At 69.6% G+C, this 15,788-nt stretch carries 15 protein-coding genes and 1 pseudogene; 6 read left to right on the forward strand and 10 right to left on the reverse strand.

Features of this window, described 5'->3' with window-relative positions; genetic code table 11:
* The coding region (locus R6V09_RS07885) for an alpha/beta fold hydrolase (protein ID WP_317880623.1) at nucleotides 1-717 on the reverse strand (717 nt) is incomplete at its 3' end.
* Nucleotides 718-791: 74 nt separating this feature from the next.
* Here R6V09_RS07885 and R6V09_RS07890 point away from each other — a divergent pair.
* Nucleotides 792-1,283 carry a MarR family winged helix-turn-helix transcriptional regulator gene (locus tag R6V09_RS07890; protein ID WP_317880624.1) on the forward strand — a complete coding sequence of 164 codons (492 nt, stop codon included), beginning with the start codon at nucleotides 792-794 and terminating at the stop codon, nucleotides 1,281-1,283.
* Nucleotides 1,284-1,369: 86 nt separating this feature from the next.
* On the opposite strand, the gene R6V09_RS07895 is transcribed toward R6V09_RS07890, so the two are convergent.
* The 4 genes from R6V09_RS07895 to R6V09_RS07910 form a co-directional block, all read right to left on the reverse strand.
* On the reverse strand, nucleotides 1,370-4,576 hold the full coding sequence (locus tag R6V09_RS07895) for a TIM-barrel domain-containing protein (protein WP_317880650.1): 3,207 nt from the start codon (nucleotides 4,574-4,576) through the stop codon (nucleotides 1,370-1,372).
* A 308-nt stretch (nucleotides 4,577-4,884) separates the two neighbouring features.
* A complete protein-coding gene (locus R6V09_RS07900) occupies nucleotides 4,885-6,486 on the reverse strand; it encodes a flavin-containing monooxygenase (RefSeq protein WP_317880625.1) in 1,602 nt (533 codons plus the stop codon).
* 2 nt (nucleotides 6,487-6,488) lie between these two features.
* On the reverse strand, nucleotides 6,489-6,953 hold the full coding sequence (locus tag R6V09_RS07905) for a cupin domain-containing protein (protein ID WP_317880626.1): 465 nt from the start codon (nucleotides 6,951-6,953) through the stop codon (nucleotides 6,489-6,491).
* A 186-nt stretch (nucleotides 6,954-7,139) separates the two neighbouring features.
* Nucleotides 7,140-7,904, reverse strand: coding sequence for an IclR family transcriptional regulator (locus R6V09_RS07910; protein ID WP_317880627.1), 765 nt, complete (start codon nucleotides 7,902-7,904; stop codon nucleotides 7,140-7,142).
* Nucleotides 7,905-7,989: 85 nt separating this feature from the next.
* On the opposite strand from R6V09_RS07910, the gene R6V09_RS07915 reads away from it, so the two are divergent.
* From R6V09_RS07915 to R6V09_RS07930, 4 genes are read left to right on the forward strand one after another with little or no spacing between them, the layout of a single operon-like run.
* On the forward strand, nucleotides 7,990-8,757 hold the full coding sequence (locus R6V09_RS07915) for an SDR family oxidoreductase (RefSeq protein WP_317880628.1): 768 nt from the start codon (nucleotides 7,990-7,992) through the stop codon (nucleotides 8,755-8,757).
* Nucleotides 8,757-9,260, forward strand: a complete 504-nt coding sequence (locus R6V09_RS07920) for a cupin domain-containing protein (protein WP_317880629.1) — start codon at nucleotides 8,757-8,759, stop codon at nucleotides 9,258-9,260. Before R6V09_RS07915 ends, R6V09_RS07920 begins: the two co-directional genes overlap by 1 nt.
* Complete coding sequence (locus R6V09_RS07925; RefSeq protein ID WP_317880630.1) at nucleotides 9,257-10,135, forward strand: alpha/beta fold hydrolase; 879 nt, start codon at nucleotides 9,257-9,259, stop codon at nucleotides 10,133-10,135. The genes R6V09_RS07920 and R6V09_RS07925 overlap by 4 nt, the downstream gene beginning before the upstream one ends.
* Nucleotides 10,132-11,064 carry a 2,3-dihydroxyphenylpropionate 1,2-dioxygenase gene (locus R6V09_RS07930; protein WP_317880631.1) on the forward strand — a complete coding sequence of 311 codons (933 nt, stop codon included), beginning with the start codon at nucleotides 10,132-10,134 and terminating at the stop codon, nucleotides 11,062-11,064. The genes R6V09_RS07925 and R6V09_RS07930 overlap by 4 nt, the downstream gene beginning before the upstream one ends.
* A 280-nt stretch (nucleotides 11,065-11,344) precedes the next feature.
* Here the strand turns inward: R6V09_RS07930 and R6V09_RS07935 are convergent, their stop codons facing one another.
* The 4 genes and pseudogenes from R6V09_RS07935 to R6V09_RS07950 all read right to left on the reverse strand — a co-directional run bounded on the left by R6V09_RS07935 (nucleotide 11,345) and on the right by R6V09_RS07950 (nucleotide 14,614).
* Entirely contained in the window at nucleotides 11,345-11,941 is a 597-nt protein-coding gene (locus tag R6V09_RS07935) for a DinB family protein (RefSeq protein WP_317880632.1), read from the reverse strand.
* Between the two features lie 49 nt (nucleotides 11,942-11,990).
* Nucleotides 11,991-12,553 (reverse strand): annotated as a pseudogene (locus R6V09_RS54560) (aldehyde dehydrogenase family protein).
* Between the two features lie 42 nt (nucleotides 12,554-12,595).
* Nucleotides 12,596-13,630, reverse strand: a complete 1,035-nt coding sequence (locus R6V09_RS07945) for a hypothetical protein (RefSeq protein WP_317880634.1) — start codon at nucleotides 13,628-13,630, stop codon at nucleotides 12,596-12,598.
* Nucleotides 13,631-13,777: 147 nt separating this feature from the next.
* Nucleotides 13,778-14,614 (reverse strand): oxidoreductase, encoded by an 837-nt coding sequence (locus R6V09_RS07950; protein ID WP_317880635.1) that lies wholly within the window; start codon nucleotides 14,612-14,614, stop codon nucleotides 13,778-13,780.
* A 166-nt stretch (nucleotides 14,615-14,780) separates the two neighbouring features.
* Between R6V09_RS07950 and R6V09_RS07955 the strand changes: the two genes are divergently transcribed.
* Nucleotides 14,781-15,458, forward strand: coding sequence for a TetR/AcrR family transcriptional regulator (locus R6V09_RS07955; RefSeq protein WP_317880636.1), 678 nt, complete (start codon nucleotides 14,781-14,783; stop codon nucleotides 15,456-15,458).
* Between the two features lie 31 nt (nucleotides 15,459-15,489).
* Here the strand turns inward: R6V09_RS07955 and R6V09_RS07960 are convergent, their stop codons facing one another.
* On the reverse strand, nucleotides 15,490-15,690 hold the full coding sequence (locus tag R6V09_RS07960) for a hypothetical protein (RefSeq protein ID WP_317880637.1): 201 nt from the start codon (nucleotides 15,688-15,690) through the stop codon (nucleotides 15,490-15,492).
* Nucleotides 15,691-15,788: the final 98 nt, after the last annotated feature.

Raw genomic sequence — 15,788 nt, forward strand, 5'->3', positions numbered from 1 at the left:
TAGGCCGTGTTCGCCGTTCAGGACCAGGACGGGCATGGTCAGACGGCCCCCGGCCCGGGCTGCCAGCCCGTCCTGGACGAGCGTGGCGTAGTGCTCGAAGCCGCCGCGCATCGCGTCGGGGCGGGTGTGGGCGCGCAGCAGGTCGGCGCGGTCGGCGGCGGTGATGCCGCCGCCGGTCATCATCGACCAGAAGCCCGAGAGGTACGACTCCTCCTTGCCGGCCGTGAGCATGGCGGCCAGGTCGCTCTGGGCGTGGAAGCCGAAGTGCCATGAGCCGCCGGTGGCGGGGTTCATGTGCTCCTCCAGGCCGTAGCCGGGCAGGAACGCCTCGCTGAGGACCAGCCGGACCACGTCGTCGGGATGGGTCTGCGCCCAGGCGTGCGCGGTCATCGCGCCGACGTCGGTGCCGACCACGAAGGCCTGCTGGTGGCCCAGGTGCCGCAGCAGACGGTGGAGGTCCTCGGCCTCATCGCGTTTGGTCCAGTGGCCCGCCGGGATCTCGGAGTCGCCGGACCCGCGCAGGTCGGGGGCGATGACGGTGAAGCCGCGTGCGGCGAGCAGGGGCATCAGGGCCCGCCACTCGATCCAGCTGAACGGCCAGCCGTGGACGAGGACGACGGCGGGGCCGGATCCGCCCACTACGTAGTGGAGTCGGACGCCGTCGACATCGGCGGCAGCGTGCGCGAAGCCGTCCGGTGCGGGTGCTTCGGGATACATGACGATCACCTCATGCTTAATTAGTTAAGCAACCATTGCACCCACTTGCTTAACTAGTCAAATACAGTGGTCGCATGGAGCCCACGCCCGACGTCGATCCGCTGAGCGCCGATGAGCTGCTGCTGTGGCAGAGCCTCGGGCGCCTCGTCCACTCCCTGCCGCGCACGCTGGAGCAGGACATGGCCCGCACCGGCGTGACCATGACCGAGTTCGCCGTCCTGCTGCTGCTGAGTGGGGCACCCGACCGCCGGATGCGCATGTCCGCGCTCGCGGCGGCCTCCGGCGTCACCCCGCCGCGCATCACGCGCATCATCGAGGGCCTGTCCCGCCACGGCCTGGTGCGCAAGGAACGCCACGGCCTGGACGCACGCGGCAGTGAAGCAGTCCTCACCGACACCGGACTGCGAGCCCTGCACGCGGCTCAGCCCGCCCACCTCGCCAGCGCCCGGCGCCGGGTCCTCGACCACATCCCGGCGGACCTCCTGCCGGGCATGGCCGCGACCCTGGCCGCACTCGCCGAGGGCCCGGAAATCGACAGCGGCCCTTCTGCCTCACCTGGCAACTGAGCGAGGTGACCGTGCGGCCCGGCACGGCAGGCGGATTTCGGACCGGCGGGCCCGCACAGGGGCACGCCGGTCCGGCCGGGTGATCGTCAACCGCACGTCACGGTGATCGGCGCATGCACGCTCCGCCGGGGCAGCGTGATGGTCAGGGTGCGGGTCGTGCTGTCGAAGTGGTAGGCGCGGGAAGGGAGTTGGGTCCCTCCCACTCGGACGGTCCGCGGAGCGGTGGCGCCGAGGAGGGAAACGGTCCACTGCCGGTTTCGCACCTGGCCGTGGAAGGTCCCGGACGCGGGGGCGATCGTCAGGGTGCGCTTGGCGCCGTTCTCCCGGTAGCGGATCTTCGTCGTGGCGCTGTGGCCGGGGCCCGTGCCCCTTCCGTCGTCCTCGTAGAGGGAGTAGGAGCCGGAGGCGCCCGCGGCGACGCTGAGGGTGACCTTGGTCAGGGGGGCCTTGTCGTTGCTGGTGACGTTGCTCGTGCGGGTCGGGACGACGGAGCCCGCCCTGACGAACACCGGCATGGTGTCGAGGCCGGTGGTGATGTTCCGGGTGGCGCCGCCTGCGTAGGTCTGCCCGGTGAAGTAGTCGGTCCACTGGCTGCCGGGCGGGAACCACACCGAGGTCGTCGCCGAGGTGCCGGGCGTGGTGACGGGGGCGACGAGCATGTCGGGGCCGTAGAAGTACTCGCTGCCCGAAGTGGCGTACGCCTGCGGCTCGTTGGGATATTCCAGGTACGTCGGGCGGGTGACCGGGACACCGGTCGTGGCGGCCTGCTGCGCGAGTGAGTAGGTGTACGGCACCAGGTTCTCGCGCAGGTTGAGGAACTTGTCCGCGGAGGCGCGGGCCGCGGCGCCGTACTGCCAGGGCAGCCGGTCGCTGTGGTTGCTGTGCAGGCGGTCGATGGGCTGGAAGGTGCCCAGTTGGACCCAGCGGGCGTACATGTCGTCGGGGAGTTTGTGCGTGGTGTGGGTCGTGCCGTCGGCGGTGTAGGTCTCCGAACCGGTCAGGTTCGTGGTGTCGTTGTGGCCGCCGATGTCGTGGCTGATCGCCGACAGGCCGGTGGCGGCTGCCTCGCCCGGCGTGTAGCCGACCTCTCCTTTCAGGGTGCCCCAGGTGGAGGAGGTGTCGCCGGTGAAGTGGACGGTGGTGCGCTTGTCGGCCCACGGCCCGGTGGGCAGCCCCTGTTGGCCGCTGTAGCCGCCCGCCTGGAGGGAGCCGTAGGCGCGGGAGACGACGAATCCGCGGCCGACGGTCTTGTCTGCGTCCGTGGCGTACTGCTGGTTGATCCACGCGTCGGGAGTGACACCGGGCAGCGAGGACTGGGAGGCGTCGCAGCACCAGTCGAGCCACCAGAAGTCGTTGCCCTGCTGGTCCATGGTCTGATGCAGGTCCATGTACGCCTTCAGCTGGTCGGGGTCGCCCCAGTCGAAGGTGTAGCAGTCCCCGGCGCCGCTGCTCGCGGCAGGGGCGCAACCACCCTTGTGCAGCTTGCCCTTGGCGGTCGCCTGGGCCTGCGCGAACTGCGGGTCGCTGCTGAGGATGCTCGGGTGGATGTTGAGCGTGTCGTGCAGACCCTGGGAAGCGGCCCAGTCGAAGAACGCCTTCGGATCAGGGAACTTGGACTGGTCTATCTCCCAACCGCTCCAGGTGTTGGGCGACTTGAAGTCCGTGTCGGTCACCAGGACGTCCAGGGGCACACCCTCCGTGCGGAAGGCGGGCAGGATCCTGTTCTCGTAGTCGGCGGCGGTGCGATCGATGTACTCCGAGTACCAGACGCCGTAGGCCCATTGGGGAAGCAGTTCGGACGGGCCGGTCAGAGTGGCCAGGTCGGACAGGGCCTGCTTGTAGTCGTGGCCGTAGCCGAAGACATAGCCGTCCTGGTACGGCGTCCCGCCGTGGGACGGGCGTTGGGTGACCTGCCGGGTGCCGGTGTCGTAGAGGGCCGAGGCCGTGTCGTCGAGCAGGTACCAGCCGTCCTTGTACAGCAGGCCGGGCGTGGTGGCCGGCGTGCCGTTGTCTCCGTTGAAGCCGTCGAGGCTGCGACGGTAGCCGCCGAGCGCCAAGTGCGGTTGCGGGGGCGGAGATTCGGCCGACGTGACGGAGACCGTGTCGAGGTTGACGTGGCAGCTCGCGGTGTCCGGGCAGCCGATGGAGATGTCGTCGGCTCCGGCCTTGAGGGTCACGGGGACCGAGGCGGTCTTCCAGGTGTCCCAGTCGCCGGTGACGGGCAGCGACAGGGTCTGCGCGGTGCCCCCGGAGGAGACCGTCGCCGTACGGGTGCGGTAAAGGCCGTCGCTGCCGGTCGCGTTGGCGTAGCGCACCTGCAACGCGTAGGTGCCGTCGGCCGGTACGCCGACCACGTGGGCCAACAGGCCTGCCCCCTGGTTCAGTTCGGCGAGGAAGCCACTGCCGGAGTAGCCGGCGTGGTCGGTGGCCGTGATCGCCGAACCGGTGGCGCGGTCGGCCTCGGCCTCGCAGTTCGCGCCGAAGCCGCAGGCCGTGATCGCGGTCGTGGATGTCGGCGGCAAGCCGTCGCCCTGGTTGACCAGGGCGACGCTGTCGATGTTGACGTCGCCGGAGTCCGCGGCGGTCCTCGTCAGTGTGATGGTGTGGTGGCCGGCGCCGAGTTGTACCGCGCTGCTCGCCAGGCCCCAGGTGTTCCAGTTCGCGGTGGCGGGCAGGCTCACCGACCGGTCGGCGCCGCCGTCGACCGACAGCGTGAGGGTGCGCGTCGTGTTCTGGCCGTCGCCGCCAAGGGAGTTGGCGTAGCGGGCGTCGAACTGGTAGGTCCCCGATGTGGCGACCTCGACGTCGGCCGACAGGGAGTTGCCCGTCCCCTCGAAACCGGCCAGGAACCCGGAACCGGTGTAACCGGAGTGGTCCGAGGCGAGGCCGAGTCCGCTGTGCGGCAGCTGCTCGGCCTCGCAGAGGGCGCCCAGGGCACACGTGAGCCGGTGCCACGGCGTGGCACTGACCGGTGACCCGCCGGCCGACAGCCGCACGGAGAGGTTCTGGGCGTCGAAGGGCCCGGAACCCTCCTGGTAGCGCAGGGTGAGGGCGCTCGTGCTGATGGTCAGCCAGCCGTCGGACGTACTGGAGGTGTACGGGGTCGGCACGAACGCGGTGCGGCCGATCGCGTTGAACGTCGCGCCGTCGGTGAACTTCCCGTCCTGTGCGTACTCGGTGCGGACCAGGGTCGGGGACAGGATCTGGAACCTTGCGTTGCCTGAAGTCACCGACGCGGTCCGGTGGTTCGTCGGTGCGTCCGCCGCCGCCACTCCGGTACCGGTCACCATCATGGCCGCCAGGCTGCTCACCAGGGCGATGACCGTGAGGCGTCTTCGCAGGAAGCGCGTCGCGCGTAACGCCGATCTTCTTCTCATGGACAGCTCCGTCCTGAAGCGGGCCCGTGAGGCCCGTGGTGAAGGTGTGCCGGTCCGAGTTCGCGCCGGGTGGAATGTCCTGCCGGCCGACATCGTTGTCAAGTCCCGCCGTTCACATCCGGCGGCATCCGCGCAAGCGGGTCCGCCCCGGCACACGTGGGGCTTGTGCGCCAGGGCGGACGCCGGCAGCTGCGGGCATGCGCAGCCTGGTCACCTGGTCCGTCTCAGCCTTGCGACGAAGATCTCGTCAGGCTCTGGTCCGGCGCACTCCCCTGCCCCGACCCCGGGGCCGAACCGCCGGGGTCGGGCACCACACGGAGGTGTGATCGGTCCGGGTCTCCGGAGTCGATCTCCGCCAGCCGCCTGAGCAGCATCGGGGTGAGCCGTCGGTACGCCGCCGGGTCGACCGGGCAGAGCCAGTGAGCGGCGCGGACGAGCGGGTTGATGTTGAGGTCGAGGTCGCCGAGCACTTCGTCGGCGTTGTGCATGGAGAACGGGATGATCTTGGTGCCGCGGCAGTGGTGTGTGTCGGTGGCGATGTCCATGAAGGCCAGTTGCTCCACGACCGCGTGCCGCATCGTCTCGGTGTCGGGTGTCCCCAGCGCGCCGAGAAGATCGGCGGCGATCCACAGCGCGGCGAGCTCGGCGTTGAGCGGGCTGAAGAAGGAGGAGTTGTAGCCGTTGAAGTACAGGCCGGGAATGCCGGGGGGCTGGATCTGGCGGTAGAGCATGAAGTTGCCGCGCTCGTCCAGCAGTTGGTCGCGCACTTCTCCGGGCAGGAACGGGACGCCCTGGGTGAAGCCGGTGGCGCAGACCACCAGGTCGGCGGGGAGCAGGGTGCCGTCGGACAGGCGGGCTGAGGGGACGCCGTCCACGACGAGGAGCTGCTCGATGGTGCGGTCCCGGTGGACGGTGATGTCGCCCGCGGTGACGGCCTCGAAGAAGCCTTCGGTCGCGAGGCCGATGGCGCCGCGCACGATGTCCTCCATCGCACCCTCGGGCACCAAGTCGAGTCGCTTGAGGCCGAGTTGACGTATCGACACCGTACCGATGGAGTTGATCATCCGGCGCCGCAGGCCGTTGCCGGGGCCGTGCAGGAAGCGCTCGAAGCCTCGCGGGCGGATGTACCGGAACAGCCCTTCGCCGAGCCGGGTGAGCAGCAGCATCTTGAAGTTCAGCCGGCCGCCGATCTTCCGTGGGACCTTCCACAGCAGTTGGCGCGCGATCACGTCGGTGCGGGCGGCGACGGCGCTGATCGGCACGGCCACGTCGCAGGCCGACTTGCCGTAGCCGACGACGAGGGCGTTGCGACCCCGGGCCTGCTCGGCGTCGTGGAACTCGGTGCCCGCGCAGACCCGGCCGCCGGCCGCGGTGAACTCCGCCAGGCCGTCGAACTTCGGCACCGCAGGCTCGCAGAACACTCCGTTGGCGACGACGAGTCGGTCGTAGGTCTCCGTGGCGTGTGTGCCCGCGGAGTCGCGGTACTCGACGCTCCACGCGCCGTCGGCGGTCGGCTGGGCCGAGAGCACCTCGGTGCTCAGGCGCAGTGCGGGTTCGAGTCCGAAGTGCGCGGTGTAGTCGGCGAGATAGGACTGGACCTGGGCGCCGTCGGGCCACTCCGGGAAGTCCGCGGGCATGGGGAAGTCGGAGAAGGAGTACTGCGCCTTCGGGCTCTGTGTGGTGACTCCCGGGTAGCGGCGTGTGCGGCTCCACACACCGCCCACGTCCGGGGTCTTGTCGAACACGTGCGGCTCATGTCCGGCCTGGGTGAGCACCTTCGCGGTGACCAGGCCCGCGACACCGGCGCCGATGATGGCGATCCTCATGATCACGCGACCTCGGGCGGCAGTTGGAGCTCGATGCCGAAGTCGGCCATGATCTTCTTCATCAGCCCGATGTCCTTCGGTCCTGGCGGCATCTCCGCGAGCGCCTGGTAGTAGCCCTCCAGACCGGCGGGCGAGACGACGGAGATGACACGCGACTCCTCCGGGTAGGGGTTGCGGAAGGCGTGGATCACATCGCGCGGCAGGTAGAGGTAGTCGCCGTGTTCGAGGACGAAGTCCTTGCCACCGAGGTGGACGTCGAGCCGTCCGGCCAGGCAGATGAAGGACTCGTCCTCGCGGGTGTGCAGGTGCGGCGGCGGTCCGTCGGTCTCCGGCGGAACCGTGTACTCGAACAGCGAGTACGCGTCGTGCGTCGCCGCGCCGTCCGCCTTGAGGGTGATGCCGAGCCCGATCGCCGCGATCTTGTGCCCTTCGCGGGAGGGCAGCATGTAGCCACCGCCTAGAGTCACCGTCGTCTCCTTCCGGTCGCCACCGCGGCCGTCCGACCGCGGCGCTGGTCCGCTCGGCCCAGCGTCGGTTCGCGGCGGTCGACGCGCAATGGCTCAGTCCCACCGGCTGGGACTTTTTCAGTGGCGGGTGCCCGACTCTTTCAATGGCAGGTGCCGGACCCATTCCATGGCAGGTGCCGGACCTTTTCAGTGGCGGGTGCTGTAGGACCGGGAGGCCGCCGCGGCGGCGAGTCGCACTGCGGGTCCGGCCCGGTCGGCGCGGACCAGGGCGGTGGGCCCGGTGACGGACAGGGCCGCGACGACGTCGCCGTCCGGGCCGAAGATCGGGGCGGCGACGCAGCTCACGCCGATGTTGCCCTCCTCGCGTTCGACCGCCCAGCCCCTGGCCGGCACGGCGGTCAGCTCCCGGATGACGGCCTCCTTGGTGGTCAGCGTGCGCGGGTTGCGCGGCGGCATTCCGGCGTCGAGTACGGCGTCGATGGTCGCGGTCTCGCTGTAGGCGAGGATGGCCCGGCCCAGCGCCGAGCAGTACGCCGGGATGATCCCGCCGACCTGGGACAGCATCGGCATCGGACGGTGGCCGGTGATCTTCTCCACGACCAGGATCTGCGCGCCGTCCAGGACGCCGAGCTGCACAGTGGTTCTGGTCGCGCTGTGCAGGTCCTGCAGGTAGGGAAGCACGGCCTCGCGCAGTTCGAGGCGGATCGGCGCCAGGCTCCCGATCTCGAACAGCCGGTTGCCGATCCGGTAGTGGCCCTGGGGTTTGTCCAGCCAGCCGAGCCGGATCATCCGCTCGGCGGTGCGGTGCGTGGTCGACCGCGGCAGCCCGCAGCGGGCCACGAGCGCGGAGAGCGTCAGCTCGCGGTGCGCCGCGTCGAACGCGCCGAGGATCGCCGCCGCCCGCTCCAGGCCCCTGGTCTCCACCGCGCCGTCCCGCGCAGTGGGACTCATCCCTTGTTCTCCAGGGCTCATGCCGGTCACGCTAAGGCCGTCCCGCTCCACGGACAAGGAGCGGATTCAGGAGGATGCCCACATCATGCGGACAGCATTGGTCGGCGGCGGTTCCAGTGGCATCGGCCACGCGATCGCCGAGCGCCTGGCGGGTTCGGGCGACCGGGTGGTGATCACCGGTCGGCACACCGACACGCTCGAAGCCGCGGCCCACCGACTCCGCGGCACCGTGGGCGAAGTGCACGCCCTGGTCAACGACATGGCCGACCCTGCCTCGGCAGCGGCGGCGATGGAAGAGGTCGAACACCGCCACGGCGGCCCCGATGTGCTCGTGCTCAACGCCGGCGGTCCGCCGCCCGGTGGGATCCTCGACCTCGACGACACCCGGTGGCGGGAGGCGTCCGAGCTGCTACTGCTCGGCCCGCTGCGGCTGGCACGCCTTGCGATGCCGGGCATGGCGAAGCGGGGCTTCGGGCGGGTGGTGTTCGTGACGTCCACGGCGGTACGTCAGCCCCAGCCCGACCTGGCCGCGTCCGTGGTGCTGCGCTCCGCGGTCACGGCCGCGGCCAAGCTGCTCTCCCGCGAGTTCGCGACCGCGGGCGTGACCGTCAACTGCGTTGCTCCCGGCGCCACTTCGACCGAGCGGCGTACACAGATCCTGGCCAACCGGGCACGAGCGGCACACCGTGCCTTCGACGAGCTCGACGCGCAGGACCTCGCGCACATTCCGGCCGGGCGCGCCGCACGGCCGGAGGAGATCGCGGCGGCCGTGACGTTCCTGGCCTCCGACGACGCGGCGTACATCAACGGGACCGTACTCACGGTCGACGGCGGAAGGACGGAGACGATCTGATGGCGGCATCGGGATCCCGCTTCACCATGGCCGATTTCCTCGGCTCGCTGCACGACACCGTGCAGCCCGGCGCCGCGCGGCCGGTGGTCGTGCACGCCGACGAGCTCGCGCCGCTGCCGGCCGACCAGGTGCACAATCCGACCGTGCTGGCGATCGCCGGATTGCTGCCGACGGCCACCTTCGAACTCTTCCGGCAGACCATCCCGGCAGGGCTGAGCTCGGACATGCAGCGCCACCATCACGAGACGGTGCACTTCGTCATCAGCGGGAACGGCCACAGCGAGATCGAGGACGACACCGAACCCTGGGCAGCCGGGGACTTCATCTACACCCCGCCCTGGACCTGGCACCGCCACTACAACGACTCGGCGACCGAGCCGGTCGAGTTCCTGACCATCGAGAACTCCCGCCTGCTGAACCTGCTGGGCGTGGGACGGCGGCAGAGCGCGGGCCTGGCCACGGTCGCCGAAGCCCGCGCACGATTCAAGGAGGAGCAGGCATGAGCCCGTTGCCCGCCCACATCGGCATCTGGGGCGAACTGTCCGACGTGGAGCACGAGTTGCGCTTCGTCGACGTGGCCGGCATCCGCACCCGCGTCCTGCGCGCGGGGGCCGGCCCCGAACTGATCCTGCTGCACGGCACCGGCGGACATCTGGAGGCCTACGCCCGGGACATCGCCGGACTCGCCGCCGACTTCCGTGTCACGGCCTACGACATGGTCGGCCACGGCTGGTCCGACCTCCCGGACCGGCCTTACACGATCGACGTGCTCTCCGATCATCTCCTCGGCCTGATGGACGCGTTGGGGATCGACTCGGCGCATCTGTCCGGCGAATCGCTCGGCGGCTGGGTGACCGCGTGGACCGCGTCCTACCACCCCGAGCGCGTCGAACGGCTCGTGCTCAACACCCCCGGGAACATCGCCAACAAGCCCGAGGTGATGGTCAAGATGCGCGACAGCACCCTGGCCGCCGTCCGCGACCCGAGCGACGAAACCGTGCGCCGCCGCGTCGAATTCCTCTTCCACGACACCTCGATGGTCACCGACGAGCTGGTGAACCTGCGCCGCGCCGTCTACGGCCGCCCCGGCTTCCTGCGCGCGATCGAGAACACCTTGGTGCTCCAAGACCCCGTAGTACGCAAGGACTTCGCCTGGGATCCGGCCTGGGTCGGCCAAATCACCGCGCCCACGCTGCTGTTGTGGACCGACCACGACCCGACCGGCGGACTCGACGAGGCGGCGATGCTCCAGGGCTGGCTGCCCGACGCCCGCCTGCACGTCATCGAGGGCGCGGGCCACTGGCCGCAGTGGGAGAAGCCCGCCGAATTCCTGCGCGCCCACCGCGACTTCCTGCTCCTCGGCAAGGACCCGGTATGAGCGAGATCATCGGCCTGGTCGCCATGTCCCACTCCCCCTTCGCCACCCTGCTGCCGCCCGACGGTCCCGAACAGCCAGGCGGCCGGTTCCTCGCCGAGGCTGCCCGGCTCTCCCGGACGGTCGCGCGGCTCGCGCCCGACGCGGTCGTGGTCATCGGCCCCGACCACTTCCACGCGAACTTCTACGACGCGATGCCGCCGTTCCTCATCGGCGTCGAACACGCCGTCGGATTCGGCGACTTCGGCAGCCGGTCGGGCCCGCTGCCCATCGCCGGCGAACTGGCCTGGTCCGTGTACGACGGGCTCACCCGCGCGGGCTTCGACCTGTCGCTGTCGTACTCGCTGACCGTCGACCACGGGCTCGTGCAGAGTTACGAGATGGTCTGCGGCACCGAGATACCGATGGTGCCGCTCGTCGTGAACACCGCCGCGCCTCCGCTGCCGACCATGGAACGCTGCATCGGCTTCGGCCGGGCACTCGGTGACGCCCTTCGCGGCAACGGCGCCGCCGGCCGGGTGCTGGTCATCGCGAGCGGCGGGCTCTCCCACTGGCTGCCCAGCAACGACCCCCGCGATCCGGCGATGGCCGAGGACCGCCGGCATTCGGTGATCCACGGCCGCGAGGACGCCCGCGCCTTCGCTGCCGCGCGCGAACCCCGGGTACGGGCGATGGGCGGCGACCCGCACGCCCACGTCAACAGCGCCTGGGACCGTTGGTTCCTCAAGCAGTTGGGCACCGGAGAGGCCGAGCCGATCGCGGCCCTCGGCGACGCGGGTCTGGAGGAACAGGCGGGCAGCGGCGGCCACGAGATCCGCACCTGGCTGATCGGGCACGCGGCGGTACGGGCACCGCTGGTGTGGACGTCGTACGAGCCCGTCCCGGAATGGATCACCGGTATGGGCCTCGGCGCGACCTTCCAGGTGCCCTGACCTGCCCCCCGTAGGGCTTCGCCAGGTCCTCGTGTCTACGTCAGCGCCTCTGCGAACAGCGGGACGACCGAAACGGCGCCCAACACCCGTGTGGTGGCGATCCGTTGAGCCGAGGCCCCATGGCGTGGGCCGACAGCCCGCCGACGACGGAAACCGCCTCGCGGCGCGGATCCCTTCGTGACGCTCGCGGGTGACCCGACGGGCGTGCCGCAGGGGTGGCAGGCGGCAGACGCATGGGAGGTTCCTCGGGAGGGCCTGGTTGACGGTCTGTTGGGGCGAGTCAGCTGTCGGCTTCCTGCGCTGCACGCTCCAGTCGGCTCCGGTAGTCCGTCCACCATGCCTGATCCCCTGGTGGCAAGTTGTCTCTGCCTTGCAGATATCCGACGGATCCGTCGATGAACTCCCGCACGATGTCGGCGTGACCGGCGTGGCGGTGCGTATCGGAGATCACGCGTACCACGATGTGGTGCAGCGTCGCCTCTCGGCGCTCCTCCGGCCACCACGGGACGCGACCCACCGCGTCGAGCGGCAGCGTCGCGATCGTGCTGTTGGAGTGCTCCCACGCCTGGCGGTACAGCCCGACGATCTCTTCCCGCGATTCGTCTGCGGTGGCCCACATGTCCGAGTTGGGTTCCGACTCCTCGGTGTACCACCAGGACGGCGGCTCCCCGTCGAAGAACGGCCGCCCGAACGTGTCGCCGAAGTACCCCAGCTCCACGCTCGCGACATGCTTGACCAGCCCCAGCAGGTTCGTGCCCGTGGGAGTCAGCGGACGGCGGATGTCGTACTCCGAGAGGCCGTCGAGCTTCCACACCAGGGCGTCACGCGCCTCTTGCAAGTACCTGAGAAGGTCCGCTTTCGGGTTCGGTTCGATCATGCCGGGCAGTTTCGCACCCGGCACTGACAGTCGGGCGCGGCGCCAAGCGTCACCTGGTGCAGTGGTCCGGCAAGGTGACGCTGACCGTCTTGAGCTGGGTGTACTCGTAGAGGGCCTCGATGCGATGGGCCAGGGCCATCCCCCGGGCGGCGTCCCCGCACCACACGGCACCGGCCAAGCCGTACTCGGTGGCGTTGGCGAGGGTGACGGCCTCGTCCTCGGTGTCGAACGGCATGGTGACCAGCACCGGCCCGAAGATCTCCTCGCGTGCCACTTGCATGTCGGGTTTGACGTCGGTGAGTACGGTCGGCTGGACGTAGAGCCCACGCTCGGGCACCCCGTCCTCGTACTTGTGCCCGCCGACGGCGGCGTGGGGGCCTCCTGCCGTGCGGTGACCAGCATTCCGAGCACCTTGTCGAACTGCGGTGGAGTGACGATCGGGCCGAAGTGCTCGCCGGGCCGCTTGTCGTTCAGGATCGCGCCGATACGACGTACCAACTCGTCCTGCGCGCCGCGCTCGACCAGCAGCCGGGTGGTCGCGGAACAGACCTGTCCGGAGGTGATCAGGACAGCCATCGCCCTACGTCCGTGCACCCAGTTCATTGTGCGCATCGGTTGTTTCCTCTCGACTCTCAACGTGACGGCCGGGTGCAACTACCGCGTGCGTGACGGGGAGTTGCGCGCCCGGCCGCGCACGATCTCGGCCAGGCGGGCGGCCTGCTCATCCGCGGCTTGGGGTCCGTTGCCGGTCAGCAGGGAATGGTCGGCGTCCCAGATCACCTTGGCGGCCGAGGGGTTGAGGGTGAGGTTGACGTCGTAGCCGGCCTCCTTGAGTGCCACGTCGACGTAGTAGGTCAGGCGCGTGCGCTCGCCGGGCACCTTGGGGTACTGGAACGCGAGCATCGCCTTCTCACCGTACTTGGGCACGGTGGTGATCCGTGCGCCCTTGAAGGCGTGGTCGGGATCGGTCGTGACCTTCCCGTCCCGGTCGACCCGGTAGCGCGCCGCAGTGAGGGCGACCGGGGCGTGGCAGATGAGGGATATCGGGACGTCGACCTCGCGCAGTGTGTGGAGCAACTCCCCCATCCACGGGTTGTCGTGGAAGTCGACCATCGGCGCGTGTCCGCCGGGCATGTGCACGAAGGCCAGGTCCGCCAGCGAGAAGTCGGACGCGGGATCGCGGTGCCGTTCGATCAGCTGCTGGATGGACAGGTACTCGCGCTGCGGCAACGCCTCGAAGCCGCTGACGACATCGCCCCGGACGGAGATGGCCTCCGCGTCCGTCCTGGGAAGCGGTTCGGAGACCAGGATGCGGCCGAGAAGCCGGTGGGCGAGGGCGAGTTCGCTCTCACGGCGCTTGAGGAGGTCCGGGTTCTTCTCGCGCAGCTTCTCGGGACTGAACCGCTCGACTCCGATCTGCATGGTGGTGCGGGCGGTGGCGGGGCCGAGGTTTCCGGCCGCATGGAAGTTGAGAGCGAGTCCGTTGACGTCGAGCTGCGGCAGTTGGCCGTCCGGCGTGGCCAGGATGAAGTCGTACTCGTTCTCGAACTTCGCCATTACGGCGGCTAGTTCGACGAGGAAGAACCCGGTCGGTATCCCGGGGTGGCCGGCGGGCTCGCTCAGCGGGAGCAGCCGTGCCGACGACAGGACGATCAGGGCCTTGGGCCGAGGGGCGGTGGATTCGGTCATGGTCTTTCCTTCACTTCTGAAGTGGGGTCAGGTTCACCGGAGTTGATGTCCGGTTCCTCGGAGTTGGTGTCCCGTTCTTCGGAGTTGGTGTCCCGTTCTTCGGAGTTGCTGTCCGGTTCTGCGGAGTCGGTGTCGGCGCGAGGGCCTTCACGCCGGCACACCTGACGAGCGTTTGACGAGCGCGTCGAAGGTGCGGTCCGGCAGCAGCCCGCTGAGGAGGATGAGGGGGCGCGCTCCGAATCCGACGCGATAGCGGGTACGCGGTCGCCGGGCGGTCGCCGCCGTGGCCACGGCCTTGCCGACGACGACGGCGGGTGAGGTCATGCGGGTGCCGGGCCGGGAGCTTCGCTCCAGGGACTTGGCCATCGCGTCGGCCTGTTCTGCGTACGGCCCGTGGCTGGAGGTGGCACGCAGCTTGCCGGCCGCGATCGCGCCCCATTCGGTCCGGATGGAGCCGGGTTCGACGAGTACGACGTCGATGCCGAACCGCTTGGCTTCCAGGCGCAGCGCGTCACTGAGGCCTTCGACGGCGTACTTGCTGGCGTGATACCAGGCCCCCATAGGTGTGGCGAACCGGCCGCCCATGGAGCTGATGTTCACGATGGTGCCGCTTCGTTGAGCGCGCATGTGCGGAAGGACCAGCTGGGTCAGCCGCGCCAGGCCGAACACATTCACCTCGATCTGTGCGCGGGCCTCCTCCAGGGATACGTCCTCCAGCGCGCCGTACGAGCCGTAGCCGGCGTTGTTGACGAGAACGTCGATGCGTCCCTCGGCCGCGATGATCTCGGCGACCGCCTTGCCGGCCGAGGTCTCGCTGGTGACGTCGAGCGCGAGCGTGCGGACGCCCGACGCCGCCAGACCGCTCATCCGGTCGGTGCGCCGGGCCGCGCCGTAGACGACGAAGCCTGCCTTCTGAAGCTGTCGGGCGGCGGCTTCGCCGATGCCCGAGGAGGCACCGGTGACCAGGGCTACTTTTTTCGTCATTACGGCTTCCCGCTCTCAGAACTCGTAGGACCTGACGTCGAACCGACTCGCGGCCGGGATCGGGCAGGCCACGCCGATCCCACCGACCTAACAGACCGGCGGCCTCTTCGAGCATAAGAAACCTTCGGTCTCTACACAAGGGACCGGAGGTCTGTAACATGTGCGCATGAACACGTTCCAGCGCGCCAGAACCGAGGAGCAGCGCGAAGTCCGCCGCCGGAGCATCCTGGAGACAGCGGCGACCATGCTCAGCGAGATGCCGGTGTCAGCCCTGAGCCTCAATGAGCTCAGCCGCCGCGTGGGACTGGCGAAGTCGAACGTCATGCGTTACTTCGAGTCGCGAGAGGCTGTCCTCCTGGACCTCCTGGAGAGCCTGACCCGCGACTTCCTGACCGAGGTGGTCGATGAGCTGCCCGCCTGCGTCGACCGGACGGGTTCCGCGATCACGAGAGCCGAGTCGGTGGCATCAGGTCTGGCCACGTCGTTCGCGTCCCGGAGGATGCTCTGCGAACTGCTCAGCGCCCAGGCCGGCATCCTTGAGCACAACGTCTCTCCCGAGGTGGCCGCGAGGTACAAGCGGGGGGCCCACGACGGACTTGCCGGTCTGGCGGCCATGCTGCGGGAGATCCTGCCGGAGCTCGGCGACCGGGAAGCGGCCGAAGCGGCCAGCATGACGATCGTTCTCGTCGGAGCGCTGTGGACGCACAGCCATCCGGCGACGGCCGTGCGCGACGCGTACGCCAACGACCCGAGTCTCGTGTTCCTCCGCACGCCCTTCGCCGCCACACTTGAGCGTTCGATCACGGTCTTCCTGATCGGCCTGCTGACCACTTCCGACCGCTGATCCCGGCCGAAGACGATCGTGCGCTACGGGTTCAACAGCACGCCTGGACGATGGCGGTGGTCACGGCTGTCGCGAGCGTGATGACCGCGGCGAACGCGACCGTGGCCTGTTTGAGAGCGGTGGGGTAGCCGGCACCGTCCAGGCGGGCGAGTGCGGCCGCGCCGGCGGCGGCCAGCGCTGCGACGACGATGACGAGCGCGGCGATACTCAGTACGACGGCGACCTTCGGCATGCCCGACTCCCTGTGCGCGATGGGACGTTGACATCGTCGAAGCTCGCGCTGCCGGTGTGCGCCGGGGTCCGTCCGGGCGATGATGAACTCTGGCGGAC

Origin of the sequence: Streptomyces sp. W16 (assembly GCF_033194735.1) — a bacterium.
Lineage (GTDB): Bacteria > Actinomycetota > Actinomycetes > Streptomycetales > Streptomycetaceae > Streptomyces.